The sequence below is a fragment of the Pseudomonas sp. CFBP 13719 genome (assembly GCF_014842095.1).
Classification (GTDB): domain Bacteria; phylum Pseudomonadota; class Gammaproteobacteria; order Pseudomonadales; family Pseudomonadaceae; genus Aquipseudomonas.
The window spans coordinates 934,901-956,930 of the sequence record NZ_JACYVB010000001.1 but is presented as its reverse complement, the minus strand read 5'-3'; the positions used below and the strand labels follow the sequence as shown (position 1 = coordinate 956,930).

17 protein-coding genes are annotated in these 22,030 nt (G+C 62.1%); 6 read left to right on the top strand and 11 right to left on the bottom strand.

Annotated elements, in window-relative coordinates; all coding sequences use genetic code 11:
* Positions 1 to 7: 7 nt before the first annotated feature.
* The 6 genes from hisS (at position 8) to IFT57_RS04465 (ending at position 6,764) form a co-directional block, all read left to right on the top strand.
* Entirely contained in the window at positions 8 to 1,297 is a 1,290-nt protein-coding gene (gene hisS, locus IFT57_RS04490; protein ID WP_122796026.1) for a histidine--tRNA ligase, read from the top strand.
* 42 nt (positions 1,298 to 1,339) lie between these two features.
* Positions 1,340 to 1,981 carry a tetratricopeptide repeat protein gene (locus IFT57_RS04485; protein ID WP_122713482.1) on the top strand — a complete coding sequence of 214 codons (642 nt, stop codon included), beginning with the start codon at positions 1,340 to 1,342 and terminating at the stop codon, positions 1,979 to 1,981.
* Complete coding sequence (bamB, locus tag IFT57_RS04480; protein WP_199868688.1) at positions 1,974 to 3,128, top strand: outer membrane protein assembly factor BamB; 1,155 nt, start codon at positions 1,974 to 1,976, stop codon at positions 3,126 to 3,128. Before IFT57_RS04485 ends, bamB begins: the two co-directional genes overlap by 8 nt.
* A gap of 120 nt (positions 3,129 to 3,248) precedes the next feature.
* The gene (gene der / locus IFT57_RS04475; protein WP_122479541.1) at positions 3,249 to 4,712 is read left to right on the top strand and encodes a ribosome biogenesis GTPase Der; all 1,464 of its coding nucleotides are present in this window, start codon (positions 3,249 to 3,251) and stop codon (positions 4,710 to 4,712) included.
* An 85-nt stretch (positions 4,713 to 4,797) separates the two neighbouring features.
* Positions 4,798 to 5,946 carry a pyridoxal phosphate-dependent aminotransferase gene (locus IFT57_RS04470; RefSeq protein WP_192150687.1) on the top strand — a complete coding sequence of 383 codons (1,149 nt, stop codon included), beginning with the start codon at positions 4,798 to 4,800 and terminating at the stop codon, positions 5,944 to 5,946.
* Entirely contained in the window at positions 5,934 to 6,764 is an 831-nt protein-coding gene (locus IFT57_RS04465) for an amidohydrolase (protein WP_192150685.1), read from the top strand. The genes IFT57_RS04470 and IFT57_RS04465 overlap by 13 nt, the downstream gene beginning before the upstream one ends.
* Before the next feature lie 213 nt (positions 6,765 to 6,977).
* Here the strand turns inward: IFT57_RS04465 and leuA are convergent, their stop codons facing one another.
* The 11 genes from leuA to IFT57_RS04410 form a co-directional block, all read right to left on the bottom strand.
* Positions 6,978 to 8,648 carry a 2-isopropylmalate synthase gene (gene leuA, locus IFT57_RS04460; protein ID WP_192150683.1) on the bottom strand — a complete coding sequence of 557 codons (1,671 nt, stop codon included), beginning with the start codon at positions 8,646 to 8,648 and terminating at the stop codon, positions 6,978 to 6,980.
* Positions 8,649 to 9,031: 383 nt separating this feature from the next.
* On the bottom strand, positions 9,032 to 9,853 hold the full coding sequence (locus IFT57_RS04455) for a M23 family metallopeptidase (protein WP_192150681.1): 822 nt from the start codon (positions 9,851 to 9,853) through the stop codon (positions 9,032 to 9,034).
* Positions 9,854 to 9,856: 3 nt separating this feature from the next.
* Positions 9,857 to 11,236: an exodeoxyribonuclease VII large subunit gene (xseA, locus tag IFT57_RS04450; RefSeq protein WP_122479737.1), complete on the bottom strand. Its 1,380-nt coding sequence runs from the start codon at positions 11,234 to 11,236 to the stop codon at positions 9,857 to 9,859.
* A gap of 93 nt (positions 11,237 to 11,329) precedes the next feature.
* Positions 11,330 to 12,298, bottom strand: coding sequence for a peptide ABC transporter ATP-binding protein (locus IFT57_RS04445; RefSeq protein WP_122479535.1), 969 nt, complete (start codon positions 12,296 to 12,298; stop codon positions 11,330 to 11,332).
* Positions 12,298 to 13,266: an ABC transporter ATP-binding protein gene (locus tag IFT57_RS04440; protein WP_122479534.1), complete on the bottom strand. Its 969-nt coding sequence runs from the start codon at positions 13,264 to 13,266 to the stop codon at positions 12,298 to 12,300. The genes IFT57_RS04445 and IFT57_RS04440 overlap by 1 nt, the downstream gene beginning before the upstream one ends.
* Positions 13,267 to 13,276: 10 nt before the next feature.
* Positions 13,277 to 14,188 carry an ABC transporter permease subunit gene (locus tag IFT57_RS04435; protein ID WP_049861914.1) on the bottom strand — a complete coding sequence of 304 codons (912 nt, stop codon included), beginning with the start codon at positions 14,186 to 14,188 and terminating at the stop codon, positions 13,277 to 13,279.
* Positions 14,189 to 14,198: 10 nt separating this feature from the next.
* Positions 14,199 to 15,209: an ABC transporter permease subunit gene (locus tag IFT57_RS04430; protein WP_122479533.1), complete on the bottom strand. Its 1,011-nt coding sequence runs from the start codon at positions 15,207 to 15,209 to the stop codon at positions 14,199 to 14,201.
* 76 nt (positions 15,210 to 15,285) lie between these two features.
* Positions 15,286 to 16,881 carry an ABC transporter substrate-binding protein gene (locus tag IFT57_RS04425; protein ID WP_192150679.1) on the bottom strand — a complete coding sequence of 532 codons (1,596 nt, stop codon included), beginning with the start codon at positions 16,879 to 16,881 and terminating at the stop codon, positions 15,286 to 15,288.
* A 72-nt stretch (positions 16,882 to 16,953) separates the two neighbouring features.
* A complete protein-coding gene (locus IFT57_RS04420; RefSeq protein ID WP_192150677.1) occupies positions 16,954 to 18,333 on the bottom strand; it encodes an OprD family porin in 1,380 nt (459 codons plus the stop codon).
* A gap of 162 nt (positions 18,334 to 18,495) precedes the next feature.
* Entirely contained in the window at positions 18,496 to 20,094 is a 1,599-nt protein-coding gene (locus IFT57_RS04415; protein WP_192150675.1) for an ABC transporter substrate-binding protein, read from the bottom strand.
* A 214-nt stretch (positions 20,095 to 20,308) separates the two neighbouring features.
* Positions 20,309 to 21,910: an ABC transporter substrate-binding protein gene (locus IFT57_RS04410; RefSeq protein ID WP_192150673.1), complete on the bottom strand. Its 1,602-nt coding sequence runs from the start codon at positions 21,908 to 21,910 to the stop codon at positions 20,309 to 20,311.
* Between the last annotated feature and the right edge of the window lie 120 nt (positions 21,911 to 22,030).

Here is a 22,030-nt window from a genome sequence, read left to right as displayed (position 1 = left end):
ATATTTTGTGAGCAAGACTCTGCAAGCCATTCGTGGCATGAACGACATCCTGCCCGAGCAGACGCCACTGTGGCGCTACTTCGAAGGCACCGTGGCCGGTTTGCTGGACGGCTACGGCTACCGCCAGATCCGCATGCCCATCGTCGAGTTCACCGACCTGTTCAAGCGCTCCATCGGCGAAGTCACCGATATCGTCGAAAAAGAGATGTACACCTTCGAGGATCGCAACGGCGATTCCCTCACCCTGCGCCCGGAAGGCACCGCAGCCTGTGTCCGCGCAGTGCTCGAGCATGGCTTGAGCGGTGGTGGCCAGGTGCAGAAGCTCTGGTACATGGGGCCGATGTTCCGCCATGAACGGCCGCAGAAAGGGCGCTATCGCCAGTTCCACCAGATCGGCCTGGAGGTGTTCAATCTCGACGGCCCGGACATCGATGCCGAGCTGATTGTGCTGACCTGGCGGCTGTGGAAGCTGCTGGGCATTCGTGACGCGGTCACCCTGGAACTCAACAGCCTGGGCACCAGCGAAGCGCGCGGTCGCTACCGCGAGGCGCTGGTGGAATTTCTCACCGCGCACCTGGACCAGATCGACGAGGACAGTCAGCGCCGTCTGAAAACCAACCCGCTGCGCGTGCTCGATACCAAGCATCCGGAAACCCAGGCGGTATTGGTCAACGCACCGAAGCTGGCAGATTATCTCGACGACGAGTCGCGCGTGCATTTCGACGGCCTGAAGGCGCGTCTGGACGCCGCCGGCATTCCCTACGTGATCAATCCCAAGCTGGTGCGTGGCCTGGACTACTACAGCAAGACCGTCTTCGAATGGGTCACCGACAAGCTGGGCGCGCAGGGCACTGTCTGTGCCGGCGGCCGCTATGACGGTCTGGTCGAACAGATGGGCGGCAAGCCGACACCTGGCGTGGGCTTTGCGATGGGCATCGAACGCCTGATACTGCTGCTCGAAACCCTGGAACAGGTGCCCGAGTCCATTTCCCGACAGGTCGATGTGTACCTGTGTGCCTTCGGCGAGCAGGCCGAGCTGGCAGGTCTGACCCTGGCCGAGCGGCTGCGCGACGAGGTGCCCGGCCTGCGCCTGATGGTCAATGCCGGCGCTGGCAGCTTCAAGAGCCAGTTCAAGAAAGCCGACAAGAGCGGTGCGTTGCATGCCTTGATCCTGGGGGACGACGAACTGGCCCAACAAGTGGTAGGTTTCAAACCCCTGCGCGGCCAGGGCGAACAACAGAACATTGCCTGGTCGGCATTGGCCGGCCATCTGGCGACCTGCGTTGTGCAGGGCTGAATCAAGCAAGCATCAAGCATTTGCGCGAATAGGAGCATTGGGGTGTCGAGTACCGAAGACGAACAAATGGGCGAACTCAAGGACTGGTGGCAGCGTAACGGCAAGCCCTTGGTGACCGGTGGCCTGCTGGCCCTGGTCATCGTGTTCGGCTGGCAAGCCTGGACCCGATACCAGAGCAACCAGTCGCAGAGCGCTTCCAACCTGTACCAGCAGTTGCTGGAAGCCAGCCTGACCCCGACTGGCAAGCCTGATACCGCCCAAGTGGCGGATCTGGCCGGCAAGCTCAAGAACGAGTTCGGCGGTACTGCCTACGCGCAGTACGCCAGTCTGTTCCTGGCCAAGGCCGCCGTCGATGCTGGCAAGCTCGACGACGCTGCAGCCGAACTCAAGACGGTGGTCGACAAGCCAGCCGACACGACCTTGGGTGAGGTTGCGCGTCAGCGTCTGGCACAGGTCATGGCCGCGCAGAACAAGGCTGAAGAGGCCTTGAAGCTGCTCGACGGCGACACCGACAAGGCCTTCCTGGCGGCCCGCGAAGAGCTCAAGGGCGACCTGCTGGTGCAACTGGGCCGCAGCGACGACGCCTATGCCGCGTATCAAAAAGCCAAGGCTGCGCTGTCCGATGAAGCGGCGGTCGGTGGCCTTCAAATCAAGCTCGACGACCTGGCCAAAGGGGATGCGTGACGTGATCCGTTGGAAACATGCAGCATTGCTGGCCCTGGCCTTGATGGCCGTGGGTTGCAGCAGCAACAGCAAGAAGGAACTGCCACCGGCCGAGCTCACCGACTTCAAGGAAGAAGTGTCCTTGCAGAAGGTCTGGAGCCGCGGGATCGGTGATGGCCAAGGCAAGACCTACAACATGCTCGTGCCGGCCGTCGAGAACGACCGTATCTACGCCGCCGATGTAACTGGCGAAGTGGTCGCGATGAACCGCATGACCGGTGACGTGTTGTGGAAAAAGGATCTGGACCAGCCGGTTTCCGGTGCCGTCGGTGTGGGCTACGGCCTGCTGACCCTGGGCACCTTGCGCGGCGACGTGATTGCACTCGACGCCGACACTGGCGAACAGCGCTGGAAAAAGCGGGTGAACAGCGAAGTGCTGGCGCCACCGGCCAACAACGGCAACGTCGTGGTAGTGCAGACCCAGGACGATCGTCTGATTGGTCTGGACGCCAGCACCGGTGATCAGCGCTGGCTGTACGACAGCACTCCTGCGGTCCTGACCCTGCGTGGCACCGGCGCGCCGCTGGTGACCAACCAGCTGGCGATCGCCGGTCTGTCGACTGGCAAGGTCGTGGCACTCGACATCTCCAACGGCGTGCCGGTCTGGGAAGCGCGGGTTGCCGTGCCGCAGGGCCGTTCCGAGCTGGATCGCGTGGTCGATATCGACGGCGGCCTGCTGCTGTCCGGCGGTACGCTGTATGTGACTACCTACCAGGGCCGCATGGCCGGCCTGGATCTGGAAAGCGGACGCGTGCTGTGGCAGCGCGATGCATCCAGCTACGCAGGTGTCGCGCAGGGCTTCGGCAACGTCTACACCAGCCTGGCCTCGGGAACCGTGGAGGGCGTCGACGAGCGTTCCACCACCGCCCTGTGGAGCAACGACCAGCTGGCCCGTCGTCAGCTGTCGGCGCCCGAAGTGTTTTCCAGCTACATCGCAGTGGGCGACCTGGAAGGTTATGTCCATCTGTTGAGCCAGGTAGACGGTCGTTTCGTCAGCCGCACCCGGGTCGACAGCGATGGCGTGCGGGCTCGCCCGCTGGTCGTCGGTGACATGCTTTATATTTTCGGCAACAGTGGCAAGCTGGAAGCCCTGACCGTCAAGCAGTGATTGACTATGCTTGCTGACACCCGCGGGTGTCGGGAAGCCGCTTCCTTTGAAGCGCCTCGAACTCCGGCCGCTGCCTGCAGCGGCCTTTGTATTTTCTGAATCAACGCAGTGGAGAGCCGCATGGTTCCCGTAATCGCCCTGGTGGGCCGACCCAACGTCGGCAAATCCACCATGTTCAACCGCCTGACCAAGAGCCGTGACGCCATTGTCGGCGACCTGTCTGGTCTTACCCGTGATCGCCAATACGGTGAGGCGCGCTGGCAAGGGCGTTCCTACATTCTGGTCGACACCGGTGGTATTTCCGGTGACGAGCACGGCATGGACGAAAAGATGGCCGAGCAGTCGCTGCTGGCCATCGAAGAAGCCGATGTCGTGATGTTCCTGGTCGACGCGCGCGCCGGTTTCACCGCCGCCGACCAGATGATTGCCGAACACCTGCGCAAGCGTAACAAGCGCTCGTTGCTGGTGGCCAACAAGGTCGACAACGTCGACCCGGAAATGGCCAAGGCCGAATTTGCCCCGTTGGGCATGGGCGACGCGATTCCCGTGGCCGGTGCTCAGGGCCGCGGCCTCAACACCTTGCTCGAGGCCGCCTTGGGCGAGTTTCCACGCGACGATGACGAAGTCGACCTCGAAGCCGATGTGGCCGAAGGCGAGGAAGCCGTGCGCATCCCGGGCCCGAGCGAGAAGGATGGCATCAAGATCGCCATCATCGGTCGGCCCAACGTCGGCAAGTCGACCCTGGTCAACCGCATGCTCGGTGAAGACCGGGTCATCGTCTATGACCAGCCGGGCACTACCCGGGACAGCATCTACATTCCCTTCGAGCGCAACGAAGAGAAATACACGCTGATCGACACGGCCGGTGTGCGCAAGCGCGGCAAGATCCACGAGGAAGTCGAGAAGTTCTCGGTGGTCAAGACGTTGCAGGCGATCAAGGACGCCAACGTGGTTATCTTCGTCATGGACGCCCGCGAAGGTGTGGTCGACCATGACTTGAACCTGCTGGGTTTCGCCCTGGAAACCGGTCGCGCCATCGTCATCGCGCTGAACAAGTGGGATGGCATGCAGCCCAGCGAGCGCGACTATGTGAAGGTCGAGCTGGAGCGGCGGTTGTTCTTCGTCGACTTTGCCGACATCCACTTCATCTCGGCGCTGCACGGCACCGGTGTGGGTAACTTGTATGCGTCGGTGCAGGCTTCGTTCAAGTCGGCGATCACGCGTTGGCCAACCAGCCGCCTGACGCAGATCCTCGAGGATGCGGTGCAGGAGCACCAGCCACCGATGGTCAACAGCCGTCGCATCAAGCTGCGCTACGCGCACTTGGGTGGGGCCAACCCACCGTTGATCGTGATCCACGGCAACCAGGTGGAGCGGGTGCCCAAGTCATATGTGCGTTACCTGGAAAACACCTATCGCCGGGTGCTCAAGCTGGTCGGTACGCCGATCCGTATCGAGTTCAAGGGTGGCGAGAACCCGTACGAGGGTAACAAGAACACCCTCACCGATCGCCAGGTCAACAAGAAGCGCCGCCTGATGTCGCACCACAAGAAGGCCGACAAGAAGCGCCGCGACAAGCGCTGATTGGTCTGACATGCGGCGCAAGCCGCGTCGGCGGTGGATGCGGTCTGCCTGCTACACTGGAGGACGTTTTTCCAGGGAGCGGCACATGATCAGCAGCAAGCTGCCGAATGTCGGCACCACCATCTTCACTACCATGTCGCAACTTGCCACCCAAACCGGCGCATTGAACCTGTCCCAGGGTTTTCCGGATTTCGACGGTCCGCCCGCCTTGCTCGAGGCGGTGGGTCGCCACGTGCTGGCAGGCCACAACCAGTACTCGCCCATGACCGGCCTACCGGCCTTGCGCGAACAGGTGGCGGCAAAGGTCGAGCGTCTGTACCGACGCTGCGTGAACGCCGAAACCGAGATCACCATCACACCCGGTGCAACCCAGGCAATTTTCTGCGCGATCCAGGCGGTCATTCGCCACGGCGATGAAGTCATCGTGTTCGATCCCTGCTACGACAGCTACGAACCCTCGGTCGAGCTGGCTGGCGGCACCTGCGTGCATGTGCAGTTGGATGCCGAGAACTTCACGATCGACTGGCAGCGGTTGAACGATGCGATTACCTCGCGCACCCGCATGATCGTCATCAACTCGCCGCATAATCCCAGCGGTGCCTTGATCAGTGCTGCGGAACTGGACCGATTGGCGGCACTGATCGCCGACCGCGACATCTACATGCTCAGCGACGAAGTCTATGAGCACCTGGTATTCGATGGTGCTGCCCACGCCAGCGTGCTCGCCCATGAACGCTTGTACGAGCGCGCGTTCGTGGTCAGTTCGTTCGGCAAGACCTACCACGTCACAGGTTGGAAAACTGGCTATGTGATCGCACCGCCCGCCCTGACCCGGGAACTGCGCAAGGTGCACCAGTACGTCAGCTTCTGCGGGGTCACGCCGCTGCAATACGCCTTGGCCGACTACATGGCCCAACAGCCGGGACACGTGGACGAGCTGCCGGCTTTCTATCAAGGCAAGCGTGATCTTCTCTGCGACCTGCTGGCGGATTCGCGATTCACGTTTACACCCACGCCTGGTACCTACTTCCAGCTGGTCGACTATGCAGCGATCCGGCCCGACCTGAACGACGTCGACATGGCGCAGTGGCTGACGCGCGAGCACGGGGTGGCGAGCATTCCGGTGTCGGTCTTCTATCGCACTCCGGTAGCGCAACAGCGCCTGATCCGATTGTGTTTCGCCAAACGCGAGGAGACGCTGCGCGAGGCAGCCTACAAACTATGCCGAATCTAAGCGAAGCCACGCCAAATCCAGATGAAGCGACCTTGGCCGCACAGGCTCCCGAGCTCAGGATCGCGTTGGTACAAACCCAGTTGGCCTGGCACGACCGCGAAGCCAATCTCGAGCACTTCGATGCCTTGCTCGAGCAGGCGCGGGGTGCGGATCTGGTGGTTCTGCCGGAGATGTTCACCACCGGGTTCTCGATGGAGTCCAAGAGCCTGTGCGAGCCGAAGAATGGAGTGACCCACGACTGGCTGTTGGCATGGGCCGCCAAGCTCGACGCGGTGGTGACCGGCAGCGTGATCGTTCAGGCTGCCGACGGCAGCTACCGCAATCGCCTGTTGTGGGCGTGCCCGGATGGCCAGATGCTGCATTACGACAAGCGTCATCTGTTTCGCATGGCTGGAGAGCACGAGCACTACAGTGCTGGTGAGCTTCAGGCGGTGTTTTCCGTTAAGGGCTGGCGCGTGCGTCCGTTGATCTGCTACGACCTGCGTTTTCCGGTGTGGAGCCGTGATGCCCAAGGCACCGATCTGCTGCTGTACACGGCCAATTGGCCAGGCGCGCGACGCATGCACTGGAACCGCCTGCTGCCGGCCCGGGCGATCGAGAACCTCTGCTACGTGGCGGCGGTGAACCGCGTGGGCACCGATGGCAAGGGCTTTGCGTACACGGGTGACAGCCAGGTGTTGGACTTCCAGGGCGAATCCTTGCTCTGCGCAGGAGAAGCCGATGGGGTGTTCCACATAGGTCTGAATGCTCAGGCACTGCATGCCTACCGAAGCAAGTTTCCAGCCGATCTGGATGCCGATGAGTTCGAGCTCCGCTAAGCAGGATTCACCGCAGCGACTTATTCGCGGCCAATGACCGCTCCCACGGAGGGCTGCGATCCCTTGTGGGAGCGGTCCGTGGCCGCGAAGGGTTCATGGCGTTATGCCTGACACACTGCGGTGTGTTTTTCGCGGCCGATGACCGCTCCTACGGGGTAGCGCAGGCATAAAAAAACCGGCCCTGAAGGGCCGGTTCTTGTGCGGCTGCCCGTATCAGGCCGCTTTCGCATCCTGCTGGCTCAGCGAGCGGTTCAGGGCGCTGAACAGCGCCTTGAAGCTTGCGGTGGTGATGTTTTCATCCACGCCCACGCCATGCACGGGACGACCACCGGCCACGCGCAGTTCGATGTAGGCAGCAGCCTTGGCGTTGGTACCTGCGCCGATGGCGTGTTCGTTGTAGTCCATGATCTCGACGGCGATTGGCATGGAGGCGACCAGCGCTTCCAGCGCGCCGTTGCCCTTGCCACGCCAGTGTTGGGTTTCTCCGTCACTGTGCACTTCGACGTCCACGGCGCTGTTGCCGTTTTCTTCCTGCAACCGATGACTGATCAGCGCATAAGGGGTGTTGGCCTGCAGATACTCTTTACGCAACAAGGCGTAGATCTGCTGGGCAGTCATCTCGAGGCCCAGGCGGTCGGTTTCACCCTGTACCACCTGGCTGAACTCGATCTGCATGCGGCGCGGCAGGCTGATGCCGTATTCCTGTTCGAGCAGGTAGGTGATACCACCCTTGCCCGACTGACTGTTCACGCGGATGACCGCCTCGTAGCTGCGACCGATGTCGGCCGGGTCGATCGGCAGGTAAGGCACTTCCCACAACGTGCCTTCCTTCTGCTGGGTGAACCCCTTGCGGATGGCATCCTGGTGCGAGCCGGAGAACGCGGTGTGAACCAGATCGCCCACGTACGGATGACGAGGATGCACCGGCAATTGGTTGCACTCTTCGACCACCTTGCGGATACCGTCGATGTCGGAAAAGTCCAGCTCGGGATCGACGCCCTGGGTGTACAGGTTCAAGCCGAGGGTCACCAGGTCGACGTTACCGGTACGTTCGCCGTTGCCGAACAGGCAGCCTTCGACGCGATCCGCACCGGCCATCAGGCCCAGCTCGGTCGCAGCCACGCCGGTGCCACGGTCGTTGTGCGTGTGCAGGCTCAACAGCACGCTGTCGCGGCGGTTGATATGGCGACCGAACCACTCGATCTGGTCGGCGTAGATGTTGGGCGTGGACACCTCTACGGTGGCCGGCAGGTTGAGGATGACCTTGTTCTGCGGGGTGGGATTCCACACCTCGATCACCGCATCGCAGACTTCCTTGGCGAACTCAAGCTCGGTGGCGCTGAAGGTCTCCGGCGAGTACTGGAAGGTCCACTGGGTTTCAGGCTGCTGGGCGGCGTATTTGACGAACAGCTTGGCGGCATTTACCGCGATGTCCTTGACACCCTGCTTGTCCTGGTTGAACACGATCTTGCGGAAAGACGGCGACGTGGCGTTGTACAGGTGAACGATGGCCTTCTTGGCGCCCTTGAGCGATTCGAAGGTACGCGCAATGAGGTCTTCGCGGGCCTGGGTCAACACCTGAATGGTCGTGTCGTCCGGGATGTGGCCCTCTTCGATCAGGCTGCGGACGAAATCGAAATCGGTCTGCGACGCGGAAGGGAAGGACGCTTCGATTTCCTTCACGCCAACGGCGACCAGGGTTTTCCAGAAGCGCAGCTTCTTGGCTGCGTCCATGGGCTCGATCAGCGACTGATTGCCGTCGCGCAGATCGGAGCTGCACCAGATGGGCGCCACGGTGATGGCTTTCGACGGCCAGGTGCGGTCGGGCAGGTCGATCGTCGGGAACGCACGGTACTTCTGCGACGGGTCTTTGAGCATGGACATGGTGGAAATCCTTGGTGAGCAGCCTGGGGAAAGGGCCTGCCGGTCATTCGAAAGGTGAAGGGGCGAGGCGACGCGTTTCAGCCAGGCAGTCGTGCACTGACCAGGCAGAGGCTGCGGTGTTGGCGGAGCTGGATGAGGGTGTGTGCAGTGTTCATGACCTCAACCCTAACCAGTGGGGTGAAAAATGGCAAGGGTGTTGAGAAAAATGGTAGGAGAGTTGGGTATCTTGGAGTAGGCGAGATTTTATTGCTGAATATTTGGAAAGAGGTGACAGAGATTGCGTGGCTTTAAGGGGCGGCGCGATGCGCTGGGTCGACGGTGCGACCTTCGCGGGCAGAGCCCGCTCCCACAGGTCAAGCAGTGCTGAGGGGATTTCCGGTGGATCAAGGCTGGAAGGCGTTGATGAAGATCGCCGGATCGACCCGTGCATCGTTGAGGCTGACATTCCAGTGCATGTGCGGTCCGGTGGCGCGGCCGGTGGAGCCGACCCGGCCGACCACGGCACCGCGCACCAGGCTTTGGCCAACCTTCACGTCGATCTTGGACATGTGACAGAACATGCTGATGAATCCCTGCCCATGGTCGACGAACACGGTGTTGCCATTGAAGAAGTAATCACCCACCAGAATCACCTTGCCATTGGCAGGGGTCTTGATCGGCGTGCCGGCCGGCACCGCGAAATCCAGCCCCGAGTGCGGATTGCGCTCCTCGCCGTTGAAGAACCGCCGCACGCCGAACTTGCTCGACAGCGGTCCGCTGACAGGCTTGTCCAGCAGCAGGTTGCTCGGCGTGCCGGCGCTGAAGCTGCGATAGGCGCGCAGCTGCTCGGCCAGTTCGCCGTCGATGCGTTTGAGGTCGGCCGGGTTGGGGTTCACCTGCCGGGTGTTTTTCAGGGTGATGCGTTGTTCCGGGTACTGTTTGCTACCCACCTGAAAAGCGACAGTGCGCCCGGCCACGCTCAACTGCGCCGCGCCCGGCTTGACCGTCAATGGAATACCAACGATGGCCCGCCAGGTGCCTTGCTCGTTGACCACGAGTACCTGCTTGCCGTCGTAGGTGGCCTTGGGCGCCTGGTTGGCGTTGCCCAGATCGACCACTGCCACGCCGCCGGGCACCGGTTTGTCCAACAGTCGGGTGATGTAGCTGTCCGCCTGGGCGAACGAAGACAGGCACAACAGCAGGGCGACAACGAGAAAACGCGGCATGGATCAATCCAGTAGGGAAAGGGTAACGGGCGTGAGGTGATTGTCCTCGACGCGCACGGCAAGCTCGCCTTCGCCGAGCCTTGCGATCAGGCATTGACCGCGCTGAGTCTGTTCGGCGCTGCGGATGGCCTGGCCCCGCTCATCGAGCAGGATGCTGTAGCCGCGTCCCAGGGTCGCCAATGGGCTGACCACGTGCAGGGTCTGCACCTGGCTCTGCAGCAACAGGCGACGCGCCTTGAGGGTGTCGCGCATGGCCCGCGGCAGACGCTCGGCCAGGCCATCCAGGCGCTGTTTGAGCAGCCGCAGGACTCGGTCCGGGTGCTGCCCCGCCAATCGCGTCTGCAACTGTGCCAGGCGGTGCCCGCGCGCGGTCATCTGCCGCTCGAAGGCACGGCGCATGCGCATGTCCAGGTCATCCAGGCGCTGTGCCTGTTGGCGCAGGCGCTCGCCGGGATGGCGCAGGCGACGAGTCAGTCCTTCCACACGCAGGCGTTCGTGGGCCAGGCGATTGTGCATGCGCAACACCAGGCGCCGCTGCAGGCTGTCGAGTCGGCGCTGCAGGTCGCCGGCATCCGGGGCCAGCAGTTCGGCGGCGGCCGAAGGTGTCGGGGCACGCACGTCGGCCACGAAGTCGCTGATGGACACATCGGTCTCGTGACCCACGGCGCTGACGATCGGCGTCACGCAGGCATCGACGGCGCGCGCCACGGCTTCTTCGTTGAAGCACCAGAGATCCTCCAGCGAACCGCCGCCACGGGCGAGGATGATCGCGTCGAACCCGCGCGCATCGGCCAGGCGCAGGGCGCGGACGATCTGCGCAGTGGCTTCGCGGCCCTGCACGGCGGTCGGGATCAGGGTCAGCTGGATCTGCGGGGCACGGCGACGGAACACGCTGATGATGTCGCGGATTACCGCGCCGGTCGGCGAGCTGACGATCCCGATACGTTGCGGGTGAGCCGGCAGCGCGACCTTGCGTTCGCTGCTGAACAGGCCTTCGGCATCGAGCTTGACCTTGAGCGCATCGAACGCCATGCGCAGCGCGCCGTCGCCGGCGGGCTCCACGGTGTCGAGGATCAGTTGATAGTCGCCACGGCCTTCGAACAGCGAGACCTTGCCACGCACCTTCACCGCTGCGCCGTCCTTGAGGACCTGGCGCACGCGTTGGGCGTTCTGCCTGAACAAGGCGCAACGTACCTGCGCGCCGCTGTCCTTCAGGGTGAAATAGACGTGGCCGGACGCCGGACGCGCCAGGTTGGAGATTTCACCTTCGACCCAGATGTTGCTGAAGACGTCTTCGAGCAATACGCGGGCGCGGCCATTGAGCTGGCTGACGGTGATGACCTCGCGATCGAGGTTCAGGCGGGCGAAGGGGTCTTTGATCATGTTTGGCATCATAGAGACATTCGTCTGCGGATGCACTGGGGGGAGGGGGAGGGAGAAGGCCTCTTCGACAGCGAGCGAAGAGGCCTTGAAGCGTTACAGGAACTGCTCGGCGTAATGACACGCCACTTGCCGCGTATCCACCGGCCGGAACGCCGGGATTTCCGTGCTGCAGCGTTCGGTGGCATACGGGCAACGCTTGTGGAACGCACAGCCCGACGGCGGATTCAACGGGTTGGGCAATTCGCCGACGATCTTGATCTTGGGCTTGAGCGGATCGGGCTTGATGGTCGGCGTTGCCGACAGCAGGGCCTGGGTGTAAGGGTGCAGAGGCCGGGTGTAGATGTCCTCCTTGGGCCCCATTTCCGCCGGCCGGCCCAGGTACATCACCAGCACCTGATCGGCCACGTGACGCACCACCGCCAGGTTGTGCGAGATGAACACGTAGGCCGTGTTGAACTCCTGTTGCAGGTCCATGAACAGGTTCAGCACCTGCGCCTGGATCGACACGTCGAGTGCCGAGGTCGGCTCATCGGCGACCAGCACCTTTGGCTGCAGCATCATGGCACGAGCCAGGGCAATACGTTGGCGCTGACCACCGGAAAACATGTGCGGGTAGCGCTGGTAGTGCTCGGGCCGCAGGCCGACCTGTTGCATCATGGCCTGGACCTTCTCGCGTCGCTCGGCCTTGCTCAGCGAGGTGTTGATCAACAATGGCTCACCCAGCTGATCGCCGATCTTCTGCCGCGGATTGAGCGAGGCATAGGGGCTCTGGAAGACCATCTGCACGTCCTTGCGCAATTGCTTGCGCTCGGCCTTGCTGGCGCCGGCGACTTCCTGGCCGGCGATCTGCAGCGACCCGGACGAAGGCTCTTCGATCAAGGTCAGCGCGCGGGCCAGGGTCGACTTGCCACAGCCCGATTCACCCACCACGGCAAGGGTCTTGCCGGCTTCGAGCTCGAAGGACACGCCATTGAGGGCGCGCACCACGGCATCAGGCTTGAACAGCCCGGCCGAGACGTTGTAGTGGCGAGTCAGGTCGCGGGCGGTCAGTACGACGCTCATTACGCCACCTCCTGATTGAGTGGATAGAAACAGCGCGCCAGGCTCTGGGTTTTCTGATCCAGGGCAGGGCGTTCGGTGCGGCAGTTTTCACGCACGTACGGGCAGCGTGGCGAAAGCAGGCAGCCCTGCGGACGGTCGTAGCGGCCCGGGACGATGCCAGGCAGGGTGGCCAGGCGTTCCGCGCCTTCGCTGTGCTCGGGGATGGCCATCAGCAGCGCTTCGCTGTAGGGATGCGCAGGGATATCGAACAGTTGCGGCACATGGCCCACTTCCACTGCCTGGCCGGCGTACATCACGCACACGCGCTGGGCGGTTTCGGCCACCACGGCCAGGTCATGGGTGATCAGGATCAGGCCCATGTTCTGCTCTTGCTGCAGGTTGAGGAGCAATTCCATGATCTGCGCCTGAATGGTCACATCCAGGGCAGTGGTCGGTTCGTCGGCGATCAGCAGCTTGGGTTCGCCGGCAATCGCCATGGCAATTGCCACGCGCTGGCTCATGCCACCGGACAGTTGATGGGGGTAGGCATCCAGACGGCTTTCGGCCGCAGGAATTTCCACCTTCTTGAGCAGTTCCAGCGCCCGCTGGCGCGCGGCCTTGCCGGACATGCCCAGATGCTGGCGCAAGACCTCCTCGATCTGGAAGCCCACGGTGTAGCTGGGGTTCAGGGCGGTCATCGGATCCTGGAAAATCATCGCCAGGTCCTTGCCGACCACCTTGCGCCGTTGCCGTGCGTTGAGCTTGAGCATGTCGTGGCCGTCGAACAGCAGCGAATCGGCCGTGACGATGCCGGGCGCGTCGATCAGGCCCATCAAGGCCATCATGGTCACCGACTTGCCCGAACCCGACTCGCCGACGATGGCCAGCACTTCGCCCTTGTCCACGCTGAGGTCCAGCCCGTCGACGACCGGCACAGCCTTGGCGTCGCCAAAGCGCACGTTGAGGTTGTTGATATTCAAAAGTGACATGGTCGGCTCCTCAGGCGGCGTTCTTGAGTTTGGGGTCCAGCGCATCGCGCAGCCCGTCGCCCATCAGGTTGATTGCCAGCACGCTGAGCAGAATGGTCAGGCCCGGCAGGCTCACCACCCACCAGGCGCGTTCGATGTAGTCCCGCGCCGAGGCCAGCATGGTCCCCCATTCCGGCGTCGGCGGTTGCACGCCCAGGCCCAGGAAGCCCAGCGCAGCGGCGTCGAGAATCGCCGAGGAGAAACTCAAGGTGGCCTGCACGATCAGCGGCGCCATGCAGTTGGGCAGCACGGTGATGAACATCAGCCGTGGCAGCGTTGCCCCGGCCAGCCGCGCGGCGGTCACGTAGTCGCGGTTCAGTTCACCCATCACCGCAGCGCGGGTCAGGCGCACGTAGGAAGGCAGCGACACCACGGCAATGGCGATCACGGTGTTGATCAGGCCAGGGCCGAGAATGGCGACGATGGCCACTGCCAGCAGCAGCGACGGCAGCGCCAGCATGACGTCCATCAGGCGCATGATCGACGGCCCGAGGATGCGTGGGAAAAAGCCGGCCAGCAGACCCATGAGAATGCCCGGGATCAGCGACATCACCACCGACGACAGGCCGATCAGCAGAGACAGCCGCGAACCCTGGATCAGGCGCGAAAGCAGATCGCGGCCCAGTTCGTCGGTGCCCAGAATGAACTGCCATTGGCCGCCTTCCAGCCATACCGGTGGGGTCAGGAGAAAGTCGCGGTACTGCTCGCTGGGATTGTGCGGTGCCACCCAGGGCGCGAACAGCGCGCAGAAGACGATGATCAGCATGAACACCAGGCCGGCCACGGCGCCCTTGTTCTTGGCAAAAGCCTGCCAGAATTCCTTGTACGGGGAGGGATAGAGCAGGCTCTGATCCACCGCTACCGTTTCGATTTTCGTAGTCATGGATAGGGTCTCAACGCTGATGACGGATGCGTGGGTTGGCCAGGCCGTAGAGGATATCCACGACGAAGTTGACCAGGATCACCAGGCAGGCGATCAACAGGATGCCGTTCTGCACGACAGGGTAGTCACGGGCGCCGATGGCCTCGATCAGCCACTTGCCGATGCCCGGCCAGGAGAAAATGGTTTCGGTCAGTACCGCACCGGCCAGCAGCGTGCCGACCTGCAGGCCGAACACCGTGAGCACCGGAATCAGCGCATTGCGCAGGCCGTGCACGAATACCACACGGGCCGGCGACAGGCCCTTGGCACGCGCCGTGCGCACGTAGTCCTCGCGCAGTACTTCGAGCATCGAGGAACGGGTCATGCGCGCGATCACCGCCAGGGGAATCGTGCCCAGTACGATGGCTGGCAGAATCAGGTGATGCAGGGCATCCCACCAGGCGCCTTCGTCTTCGCTGAACAGCGTGTCGATGAGCATGAAGCCGGTTTTCGGCTCGATGTCGTACAGCAGGTCGATGCGCCCGGAAACCGGCGTCCAGCCCAGGGTCACCGAGAAGAACATGATCAGGATCAGGCCCCACCAGAAGATCGGCATGGAATAGCCGGCCAGGGAGATGCCCATGACCCCGTGGTCGAACAGCGAGCCTCGCTTGAGTGCGGCGATCACCCCGGCGAGCAGGCCCAGAATGCCGGCGAAGATCAGCGCGGCGATGGACAGCTCCAGGGTGGCCGGAAACAGTGCGGTGAACTCGGTCCACACGCTTTCCCGAGTCCGCAGCGACTCGCCCAGGTTGCCCTGGGCAAGGTTGCCGATGTAGTCCAGGTACTGAGCATACAGGGGCTTGTTCAGACCCAGGCGTTCCATCGCCTGTGCGTGCATTTCGGGGTCGACCCGACGCTCGCCCATCATCACTTCGACAGGGTCACCGGGAATCAGGCGTATCAACGCGAAGGTCAATAGCGTGATGCCGAAGAAAGTGGGGATCAGCAATCCCACACGTCGGGCAATAAAACTAAACATCGTGCGTAGTACCTCATCAGCCGGTTAGGCATGCCCCGCGTCCGCCCGGGTGGGCGCCGAAACGGGGCGTCTTTTTCTACTTCACCTGGGTGGTGGCGAAGTTATTATTGGTCATCGGGCTTATGTGGAAGCCTTCGACGTTCTTGCGCATGGCCGAGAACAGGCGTGGATACGCCAGGCTCAACCAGGGTTGCTCTTTGAGAAAAATGACCTGTGCCTGTTCGTAGAACGCCGCGCGCGCTGCCGGTTCAGTGGCTTCGCGAGCCTTGTTCACCAGTGCATCGAACTCCGGGTTGCACCAGCGAGCGGCGTTTTCGCCGTTCTTCGCCGCTTCACACGTCAGGTTCGGGCTGAGAAAGTTGTCCGGGTCGCCGTTGTCGCCGGCCCAACCGTAGAAAGCCAGGTCATGTTCGCCCAGTTTCAGGCGCTTGATCAACTCACCCCACTCCAGCACGCGAATATCCAGTTTGATGCCTACCTTGGCCAGGTCCGCCTGGAGCAGTTGCGCCGCCAGGCTTGAATTGGGGTTGGTCGGGCTGCTGCCATTGCGCGCAAAGATGGTGAACGACGTACCTTCCGGAACGCCGGCTTCCTTGAGCAGCGCCCGGGCCTTGGCCGGATCGTAGGGCAAGTCCTTCAGGGAATGATTGTAGCCCAGCAGGGTGGTCGGGTAGGGGCCTACGCCCGGCGTTGCGTTGCCTTCGCCGAACAGCGTACGCACGAAGGTCTGCTTGTCGAAGGCCATCTGGATGGCCTGGCGCACGCGCACGTCGCTCAGGTACTTGTGGGTGGTGTTGATGGCCACGTAGCTGGTCATCAGGGCGTCCATTTCCGCGACCTTGAGCTGCGGGTCGGTCTTCATGCCAGGCACATCGTCCGGCTTGGGGTACACCGCAAGCTGGCATTCGTTGGCGCGCAGCTTCTGCGCCCGCACGTTGTTGTCCACGGTGATGGCGAAGATCAGCGGGTCGGCCGGTGGCTTGCCGTTGTAATAGTCGGGGTTGGCCTTGTAGCGAACCTGGGCGTCCTTGCTGTAGCGCACGAACACGAAGGGGCCGGTGCCGATCGGCTTGCTGTTCAGCTCGGCGGTCTTGCCGGTCTTGAGCAACTGGTCGGCATATTCGGCGGAGTAGATCGAGGTGAAGCCCATTGCCATGTCGCGCAGGAAGGGCGCCTCCGGGCGCTTGAGCACGAAACGCACGGTCAGCTCGTCGAGCTTGTCGATGCTCTGGATCAACTCACCCATGCCCATCGATTCGAAGTACGGATAGCCCATGGTCGACTTGTCATGCCAGGGGTGGTTGGCATCGAACTGGCGCATAAAGCTCCACAGCACGTCGTCGGCATTCAGGCTGCGGGTCGGCTTGAAGTAGTCCGTGGTATGGAACTTCACGCCCTCGCGCAGGTGGAAAGTGTAGGTCTTGCCGTCTTCGCTGATGTCCCAGCTTCGTGCCAGGCCGGGCTGGATATCGGTGCTGCCCGGCGCGAAGTCGACGAGGCGGTTGAATACCGTTTCGGCTGAGGCATCGGCCGTCACCGCACCGGTGTACTGAACGATATCGAAACCTTCGGGACTCGCTTCGGTGCAGACCACCAGCGGTTTGGCACTGGCGCCCAGGCTCATGCCGAGCAGGGCGGCGGCTACGGCAGCCTTGAGTGATAGCGTTTTCATCGTTGCCCTCGCAATCGCACGTAAGCGTAGCCGCTGCCCGTGATTCGTCGAACCACGGGCAGCGCTCGCCGATCAAAGAATCTGGAACGGAATGGTAGTGACGATGCGCAGCTCGTTGAGGCTGCCATCGACCTGATTGGCGCTGGCGCGGTGGGCACTGTAGGTCGCGCGGATGGTGCTGGCCTTCAATGGCCCACCCTGCACGGCGTACGAGGTGCCGAAGCCGTACTCGTAATGGCTTTCGCCGTCCTGAGCCTGAATGCCGTCATAGCCGCCACCCTTGTAGCGCGTGCCATCGATGCCCCAGCCGCGCGCGGTGTAGACGCTGAACTTGAGCCCCGGTACGCCATAGCTGGCCATGTCCAGCCCGTAGCCGACCTGGAAGGATTTTTCGTTCGGCCCGTTGTAGTCCGAGAACAACGAGTTGGCCAGGAAGATGGCGTTGGTTTCATGCAGATAGTCGAAGTATTCGTCGCCGTTCACTTCCTGGAAGGCCAGGGTCAGGCTGTGCGCCTTGTGCGTCGCGGTCAACGACAGGCTGTAGGTGTCGTTGTCGATGGCGCCCATCTTCGAGCTGCCGGCATCCTTGGTCTTGTAGTAGTTGAAACCGGTGGTCAGGCCCAGCACCGAGGCATCGCCCAGTTCATGGGAAGCGCCGAAGTAGTACTGGTTCCAGACATCCTTGACGTTGGACGCGTACAGGCTGGTGGTCAGGCTTTTCAGCGGCTGGTAATTGAGGCCGAAGATGTTGACCTGGTCGGTGGTTGTGCCGTTGCCGTACTCGGTCCTGAATTTGCTCAGGCTCTGCTCGGTGCGCGGCGAGACCCGGCTGAAGGTGCCGACGTCGAAATCGAGGTTGTCGAACTCGGCGCTGTGCACGCTGACACCCTCGAAGCTGGAGGGCAGGGCACGGTTGCCGATGAAGGCAAGAACGGGTGTGTTCAGCGATTGACGCCCGGCGGTTACTACCGTGTTTGAAACCCGTGCCTTGAGGTTGGCCAGGCCTGCCTTGGTCCATTGGTCGACCACTTCGCCGTCGTGGTCGGTCAGGGTGCGGTTGCCGCCGCCAGCCACGCGGCCTTTGCCTTGCTCCAGAGCCACGGTGTTGTAGGCCGCCACTTCGGTGCTGAAACCTACCGTGCCCTGGGTAAAGCCCGAGGTGTAGTTGACGATGGTGCCCTGCACCCAGGTGTCGCGGCTGCCGGTGCGTTCGGTGGCGCCGTTGCCTTTGTTGATGCCCCAGGTCAGGCCGCGCTTGCCTTTTTCCTTGGCGAACCAGTTGCGCGTCGAGCCGGTCAGGCTCGAGTCCTCGATGAAGCCCTGGGCTTCATCCTGGGCGCTGCTGGTCTTGACGGTGAGAGGGACGAAAGCCTGGCTGACTTCTTCGGCCAGGGCCAGGGGCGTGAAACCGCTCAAGGACAACGTGAGTACTGCTCTCTTGGTGATTTTCAACTGAAGCTCCTTACATTTTTTGGTTTTATTGCCGCTTTATCGAGTGCGGCTTGTGCCCAATCCATGGCGGGTGGTGACAGTTGCAAACGTTTGCTTGCTCTTTTTTGCCAAAAGCTCCCCAAACCCATGGCACTACCATGGGTTCGGGAAGGCTGGGCTTATCTAGTCGCGGACGCTTACGCCGCCGAAATCGTTACGCCCGAATGGGCTGACCTTGAAGCCGTCGACCTTGGCACTGACCGGCTGGTTGACCGTGGAGTGGGCGATCGGGGTGATCGGCACCTGCTGCTTGAGCAGCTGTTGGGCCTGGCGATAGAGCACGCTGCGCTCGTCGCGATCAGTCACGCGCTTGGCCTGCTGCACCAGCTTGTCGTAGTCCTGGTTGCACCACATCGAGTAGTTGTTGCTGCCAATTGCATCGCAGCTGTACAGCGTGCCCAACCAGTTGTCCGGATCACCGTTGTCGCCAGTCCAGCCAATCAGCGAAACGTCGTGTTCGCCGCGCTTGGTACGGTCCAGATACTCACCCCATTCGTAGCTGACGATCTTGACCTTGAGGCCGATCTTGCCCCAGTCGGCCTGCAGCATTTCAGCCATCAGCTTGGCGTTGGGGTTGTACGGCCGCTGCACGGGCATGGCCCAGAGAGTGATCTCGGTGCCGTCCTTGACCCCGGCGGCCTGCAGCATCTGCTTGGCTTTCTCCGGGTCGAAAGGCGCGTCCTTGATGCTCTCGTCGTAGGACCACTGGGTCGGCGGCATGGCATTGACTGCTTTTTGCCCGGCACCCTGGTAGACGGCCTTGAGGATGGCGTCCTTGTTCACCGCCATGTCCATCGCCTGGCGCACTTCCAGCTGGTCGAACGGCTTGTGGCGGACGTTGTAGGTGATGTAGCCCAGGTTGTAGCCGGCCTGCTCCATGACCTTGAGCTTGGGGTCTGCCTTGAGGCCCGCAAGGTCGGCGGGGCGTGGGTAGGCAGTCACCTGGCACTCGTTCTTCTTGAGCTTCTGCATGCGCACCGAAGCATCGGTGTTGATGGCGAAGATCAGTTGGTCGACCTTCACCTGGCTCATGTCCCAGTACTGCGGGTTGGCCTTGTAGCGGATCTGCGAGTCCTTCTGGTAACGCTGGAAGGCGAACGGACCGGTGCCGATCGGCTTCTGGTTGATGTCGCGCATGTTGCCGCTCTTGAGCAGCTGATCGGCGTACTCGGCGGACTGGATGGAGGCGAAGTTCATGGCGATGTTCTGCACGAACGCGGCATCCACGGCGTTGAGGGTGAACACCACGGTGTGGTCGTCGGCTTTCTCGACCTTGGCGATGTTCTTGTCCAGGCTCATGCTGACGAAGTAGGGAAACTCGGTGGGGTAGGCCTTGCGGAACGGCTGGTTGGGATCGAGCATGCGGTTGAAGGTGAACAGCACGTCGTCGGCGTTGAAGTCACGGGTCGGCTTGAACGCCTCGTTGCTGTGGAACTTGACCCCTTCGCGCAGGTGGAAGGTGTAGGTCAGGCCATCCTCTGAGATGTCCCATTTGGTGGCCAGTGCGGGAATGACACTGGTCCCGCCTTTTTCGAATTCGGTCAGGCGGTTGTAGATCGGTTGCGAAGCATCGTTGTCGGTGCCGCTGGTGTACTGGGCGATGTCGAAACCTGCGGGGCTGCCTTCAGAGCAGTACACCAGGCTGTTCGCGGCCTGGCTGAGGCCGACCTGGCCGAGCAGGCCCAGAGCGAGCATGGCGGAGCATAGCTTTGTGTGTCGCATGATAGTCCCTGTCTTGTTGTTTTCCGATCGTGGGTCGCCAGTCCCCTGGCAGGAATAGGACGGCCGTCGCCAAGGAAAGCTAGTTCCATTTGACTAAGGTGTATGTCGGCGTATTCCGGTAGTGCTGTAGGAAAAATCCTGGCGTTCGTGCAAGCGACGTGGACAACGGACCTTTCGGTCCGTCGTCCGCCTGCGTCAGGAGAGATGCCCGGGGTCAGTCCTTCAGGCCTACGCCATAGAACGAGTTCAAACCAAAGGGGCTGATCTTGAAGTCGGTGACCTTGGCGCTCATGGGCTGGTAGACCGTGGAGTGCGCGATCGGGGTGATCGGCACCTGTTCCTTGAGGCGCACCTGAGCCTGCTTGTACAGTTCGGTGCGCTTGGCCTGGTCGGGCGTGGCCTTGGCGGTCTTGATCAACTGGTCGTAGTCCTTGTCGCACCACTTCGAGAAGTTGTTGCCGTTCACCGCGTCGCAGCCGTACAGGGTGCCCAGCCAGTTGTCCGGGTCACCGTTGTCGCCGCTCCAGCCGATGAGCATGGCATCGGTCTCGCCGGCCTTGGCTCGCTTGAGGTACTCACCCCATTCGTAACTGACGATCTTGGCCTTGATACCCACCTTGGCCCAGTCCGATTGCAGCATCTCGGCCATCAGCTTGGCGTTGGGGTTGTAGGGACGCTGCACCGGCATCGCCCACAGGGTGATCTCGGTACCTTCCTTGACGCCAGCCTCCTTGAGCAGCTTCTTGGCCTCTTCCACGTTGTAGCCGGCGTCCTTGATGCTTTCGTCGTAGGACCACTGGGTCGGCGGCATGGCGTTCACTGCCAGCTGGCCGGCGCCCTGGTACACGGCCTCGATGATGCTTTTCTTGTTCACGGCCATGTCCAGCGCCTGGCGGACCTTGAGGTTGCCCAGCGGTTCATGGGTGACGTTGTAGGCGATGTAGCCCAGGTTGAAGCCGGCCTGGTCAGGCATCTGCAGCTTCTTGTCTTCCTTGAGCGGCTTGAGGTCGGCCGGGCGTGGGTAAACGCTGACCTGGCACTCATTCTTCTTGAGTTTCTGCATGCGCACCGATGCATCGGTGGTGATGGCGAAGATCAGGTTGTCGATCTTCACGTCAGCCGGGTTCCAGTAGTCCTTGTTGCCCTTGTAGCGAATCTGCGCGTCTTTCTGGTAGCGGTTGAACACGAACGGGCCAGTGCCGATCGGCTTCTGGTTGATGTCGGCAGCTTTGCCCTGCTTGAGCAACTGGGCGGCGTATTCAGCGGACTGGATCGAGGCGAAGCTCATTGCCATGTTCTGGATGAACGCGGCGTCGACGGTCTTCAAGGTGAAGCGCACGGTGTGCTCGTCGAGCTTCTCGATGTTGGTGATGTTCTCGTCCATGCCCATGTCGGTGAAATACGGGAACTCGGTCGGATAGGCTTTGCGGAACGGCATGTTCTTGTCGATCATGCGGTTGAACGTGAACAGCACGTCGTCGGCGTTGAATTCGCGGGACGGCTTGAAGTAGTCGGTGGTGTGGAACTTGACCCCTTCGCGCAGGTGGAAGGTATAGGTCAGCGCGTCTTCGGAGATGTCCCAGCTCGTCGCCAAGCCAGGAATGACTGCGGTGCCGCCACGCTCGAACTGGCTCAGACGGTTGAAGACGGTTTCTGCAGAAGCGTCGAAATCCGTGCCACTGGTATACAGCGCCGGGTCAAAACCCGCCGGACTGCCTTCGGAGCAGAATACAAGGTTGCTCGCAGCATGGGCGAAAGGGGCGCTGGCAAGCAGGCCGGCCCCGACGATGAACGGAATGACCGCGGTTTTGAGCATGGTGGCCTCAGTTGTTGTCATTTTAAGAATGAGGGCGACCTTGTGGGCCGACCCGGCCGATACTTATGCAGGCGGCATACCCAAATCAACTGTTTGCATCGAATCGGGGTTGAAACGGTG

Coding starts and splice junctions, on each gene's coding strand:
- xseA (WP_122479737.1), bottom strand. CDS start 11,236: ATGATCAAAGACCCCTTCGCCCGCCTGAACCTCGATCGCGAGGTCATC.
- leuA (WP_192150683.1), bottom strand. CDS start 8,648: ATGTCCATGCTCAAAGACCCGTCGCAGAAGTACCGTGCGTTCCCGACG.
- IFT57_RS04435 (WP_049861914.1), bottom strand. CDS start 14,188: ATGACTACGAAAATCGAAACGGTAGCGGTGGATCAGAGCCTGCTCTAT.
- IFT57_RS04445 (WP_122479535.1), bottom strand. CDS start 12,298: ATGAGCGTCGTACTGACCGCCCGCGACCTGACTCGCCACTACAACGTC.
- IFT57_RS04425 (WP_192150679.1), bottom strand. CDS start 16,881: ATGAAAACGCTATCACTCAAGGCTGCCGTAGCCGCCGCCCTGCTCGGC.
- der (WP_122479541.1), top strand. CDS start 3,249: ATGGTTCCCGTAATCGCCCTGGTGGGCCGACCCAACGTCGGCAAATCC.
- bamB (WP_199868688.1), top strand. CDS start 1,974: ATGCGTGACGTGATCCGTTGGAAACATGCAGCATTGCTGGCCCTGGCC.
- IFT57_RS04415 (WP_192150675.1), bottom strand. CDS start 20,094: ATGCGACACACAAAGCTATGCTCCGCCATGCTCGCTCTGGGCCTGCTC.
- IFT57_RS04465 (WP_192150685.1), top strand. CDS start 5,934: ATGCCGAATCTAAGCGAAGCCACGCCAAATCCAGATGAAGCGACCTTG.
- IFT57_RS04440 (WP_122479534.1), bottom strand. CDS start 13,266: ATGTCACTTTTGAATATCAACAACCTCAACGTGCGCTTTGGCGACGCC.
- IFT57_RS04455 (WP_192150681.1), bottom strand. CDS start 9,853: ATGCCGCGTTTTCTCGTTGTCGCCCTGCTGTTGTGCCTGTCTTCGTTC.
- IFT57_RS04430 (WP_122479533.1), bottom strand. CDS start 15,209: ATGTTTAGTTTTATTGCCCGACGTGTGGGATTGCTGATCCCCACTTTC.
- IFT57_RS04470 (WP_192150687.1), top strand. CDS start 4,798: ATGATCAGCAGCAAGCTGCCGAATGTCGGCACCACCATCTTCACTACC.
- IFT57_RS04410 (WP_192150673.1), bottom strand. CDS start 21,910: ATGCTCAAAACCGCGGTCATTCCGTTCATCGTCGGGGCCGGCCTGCTT.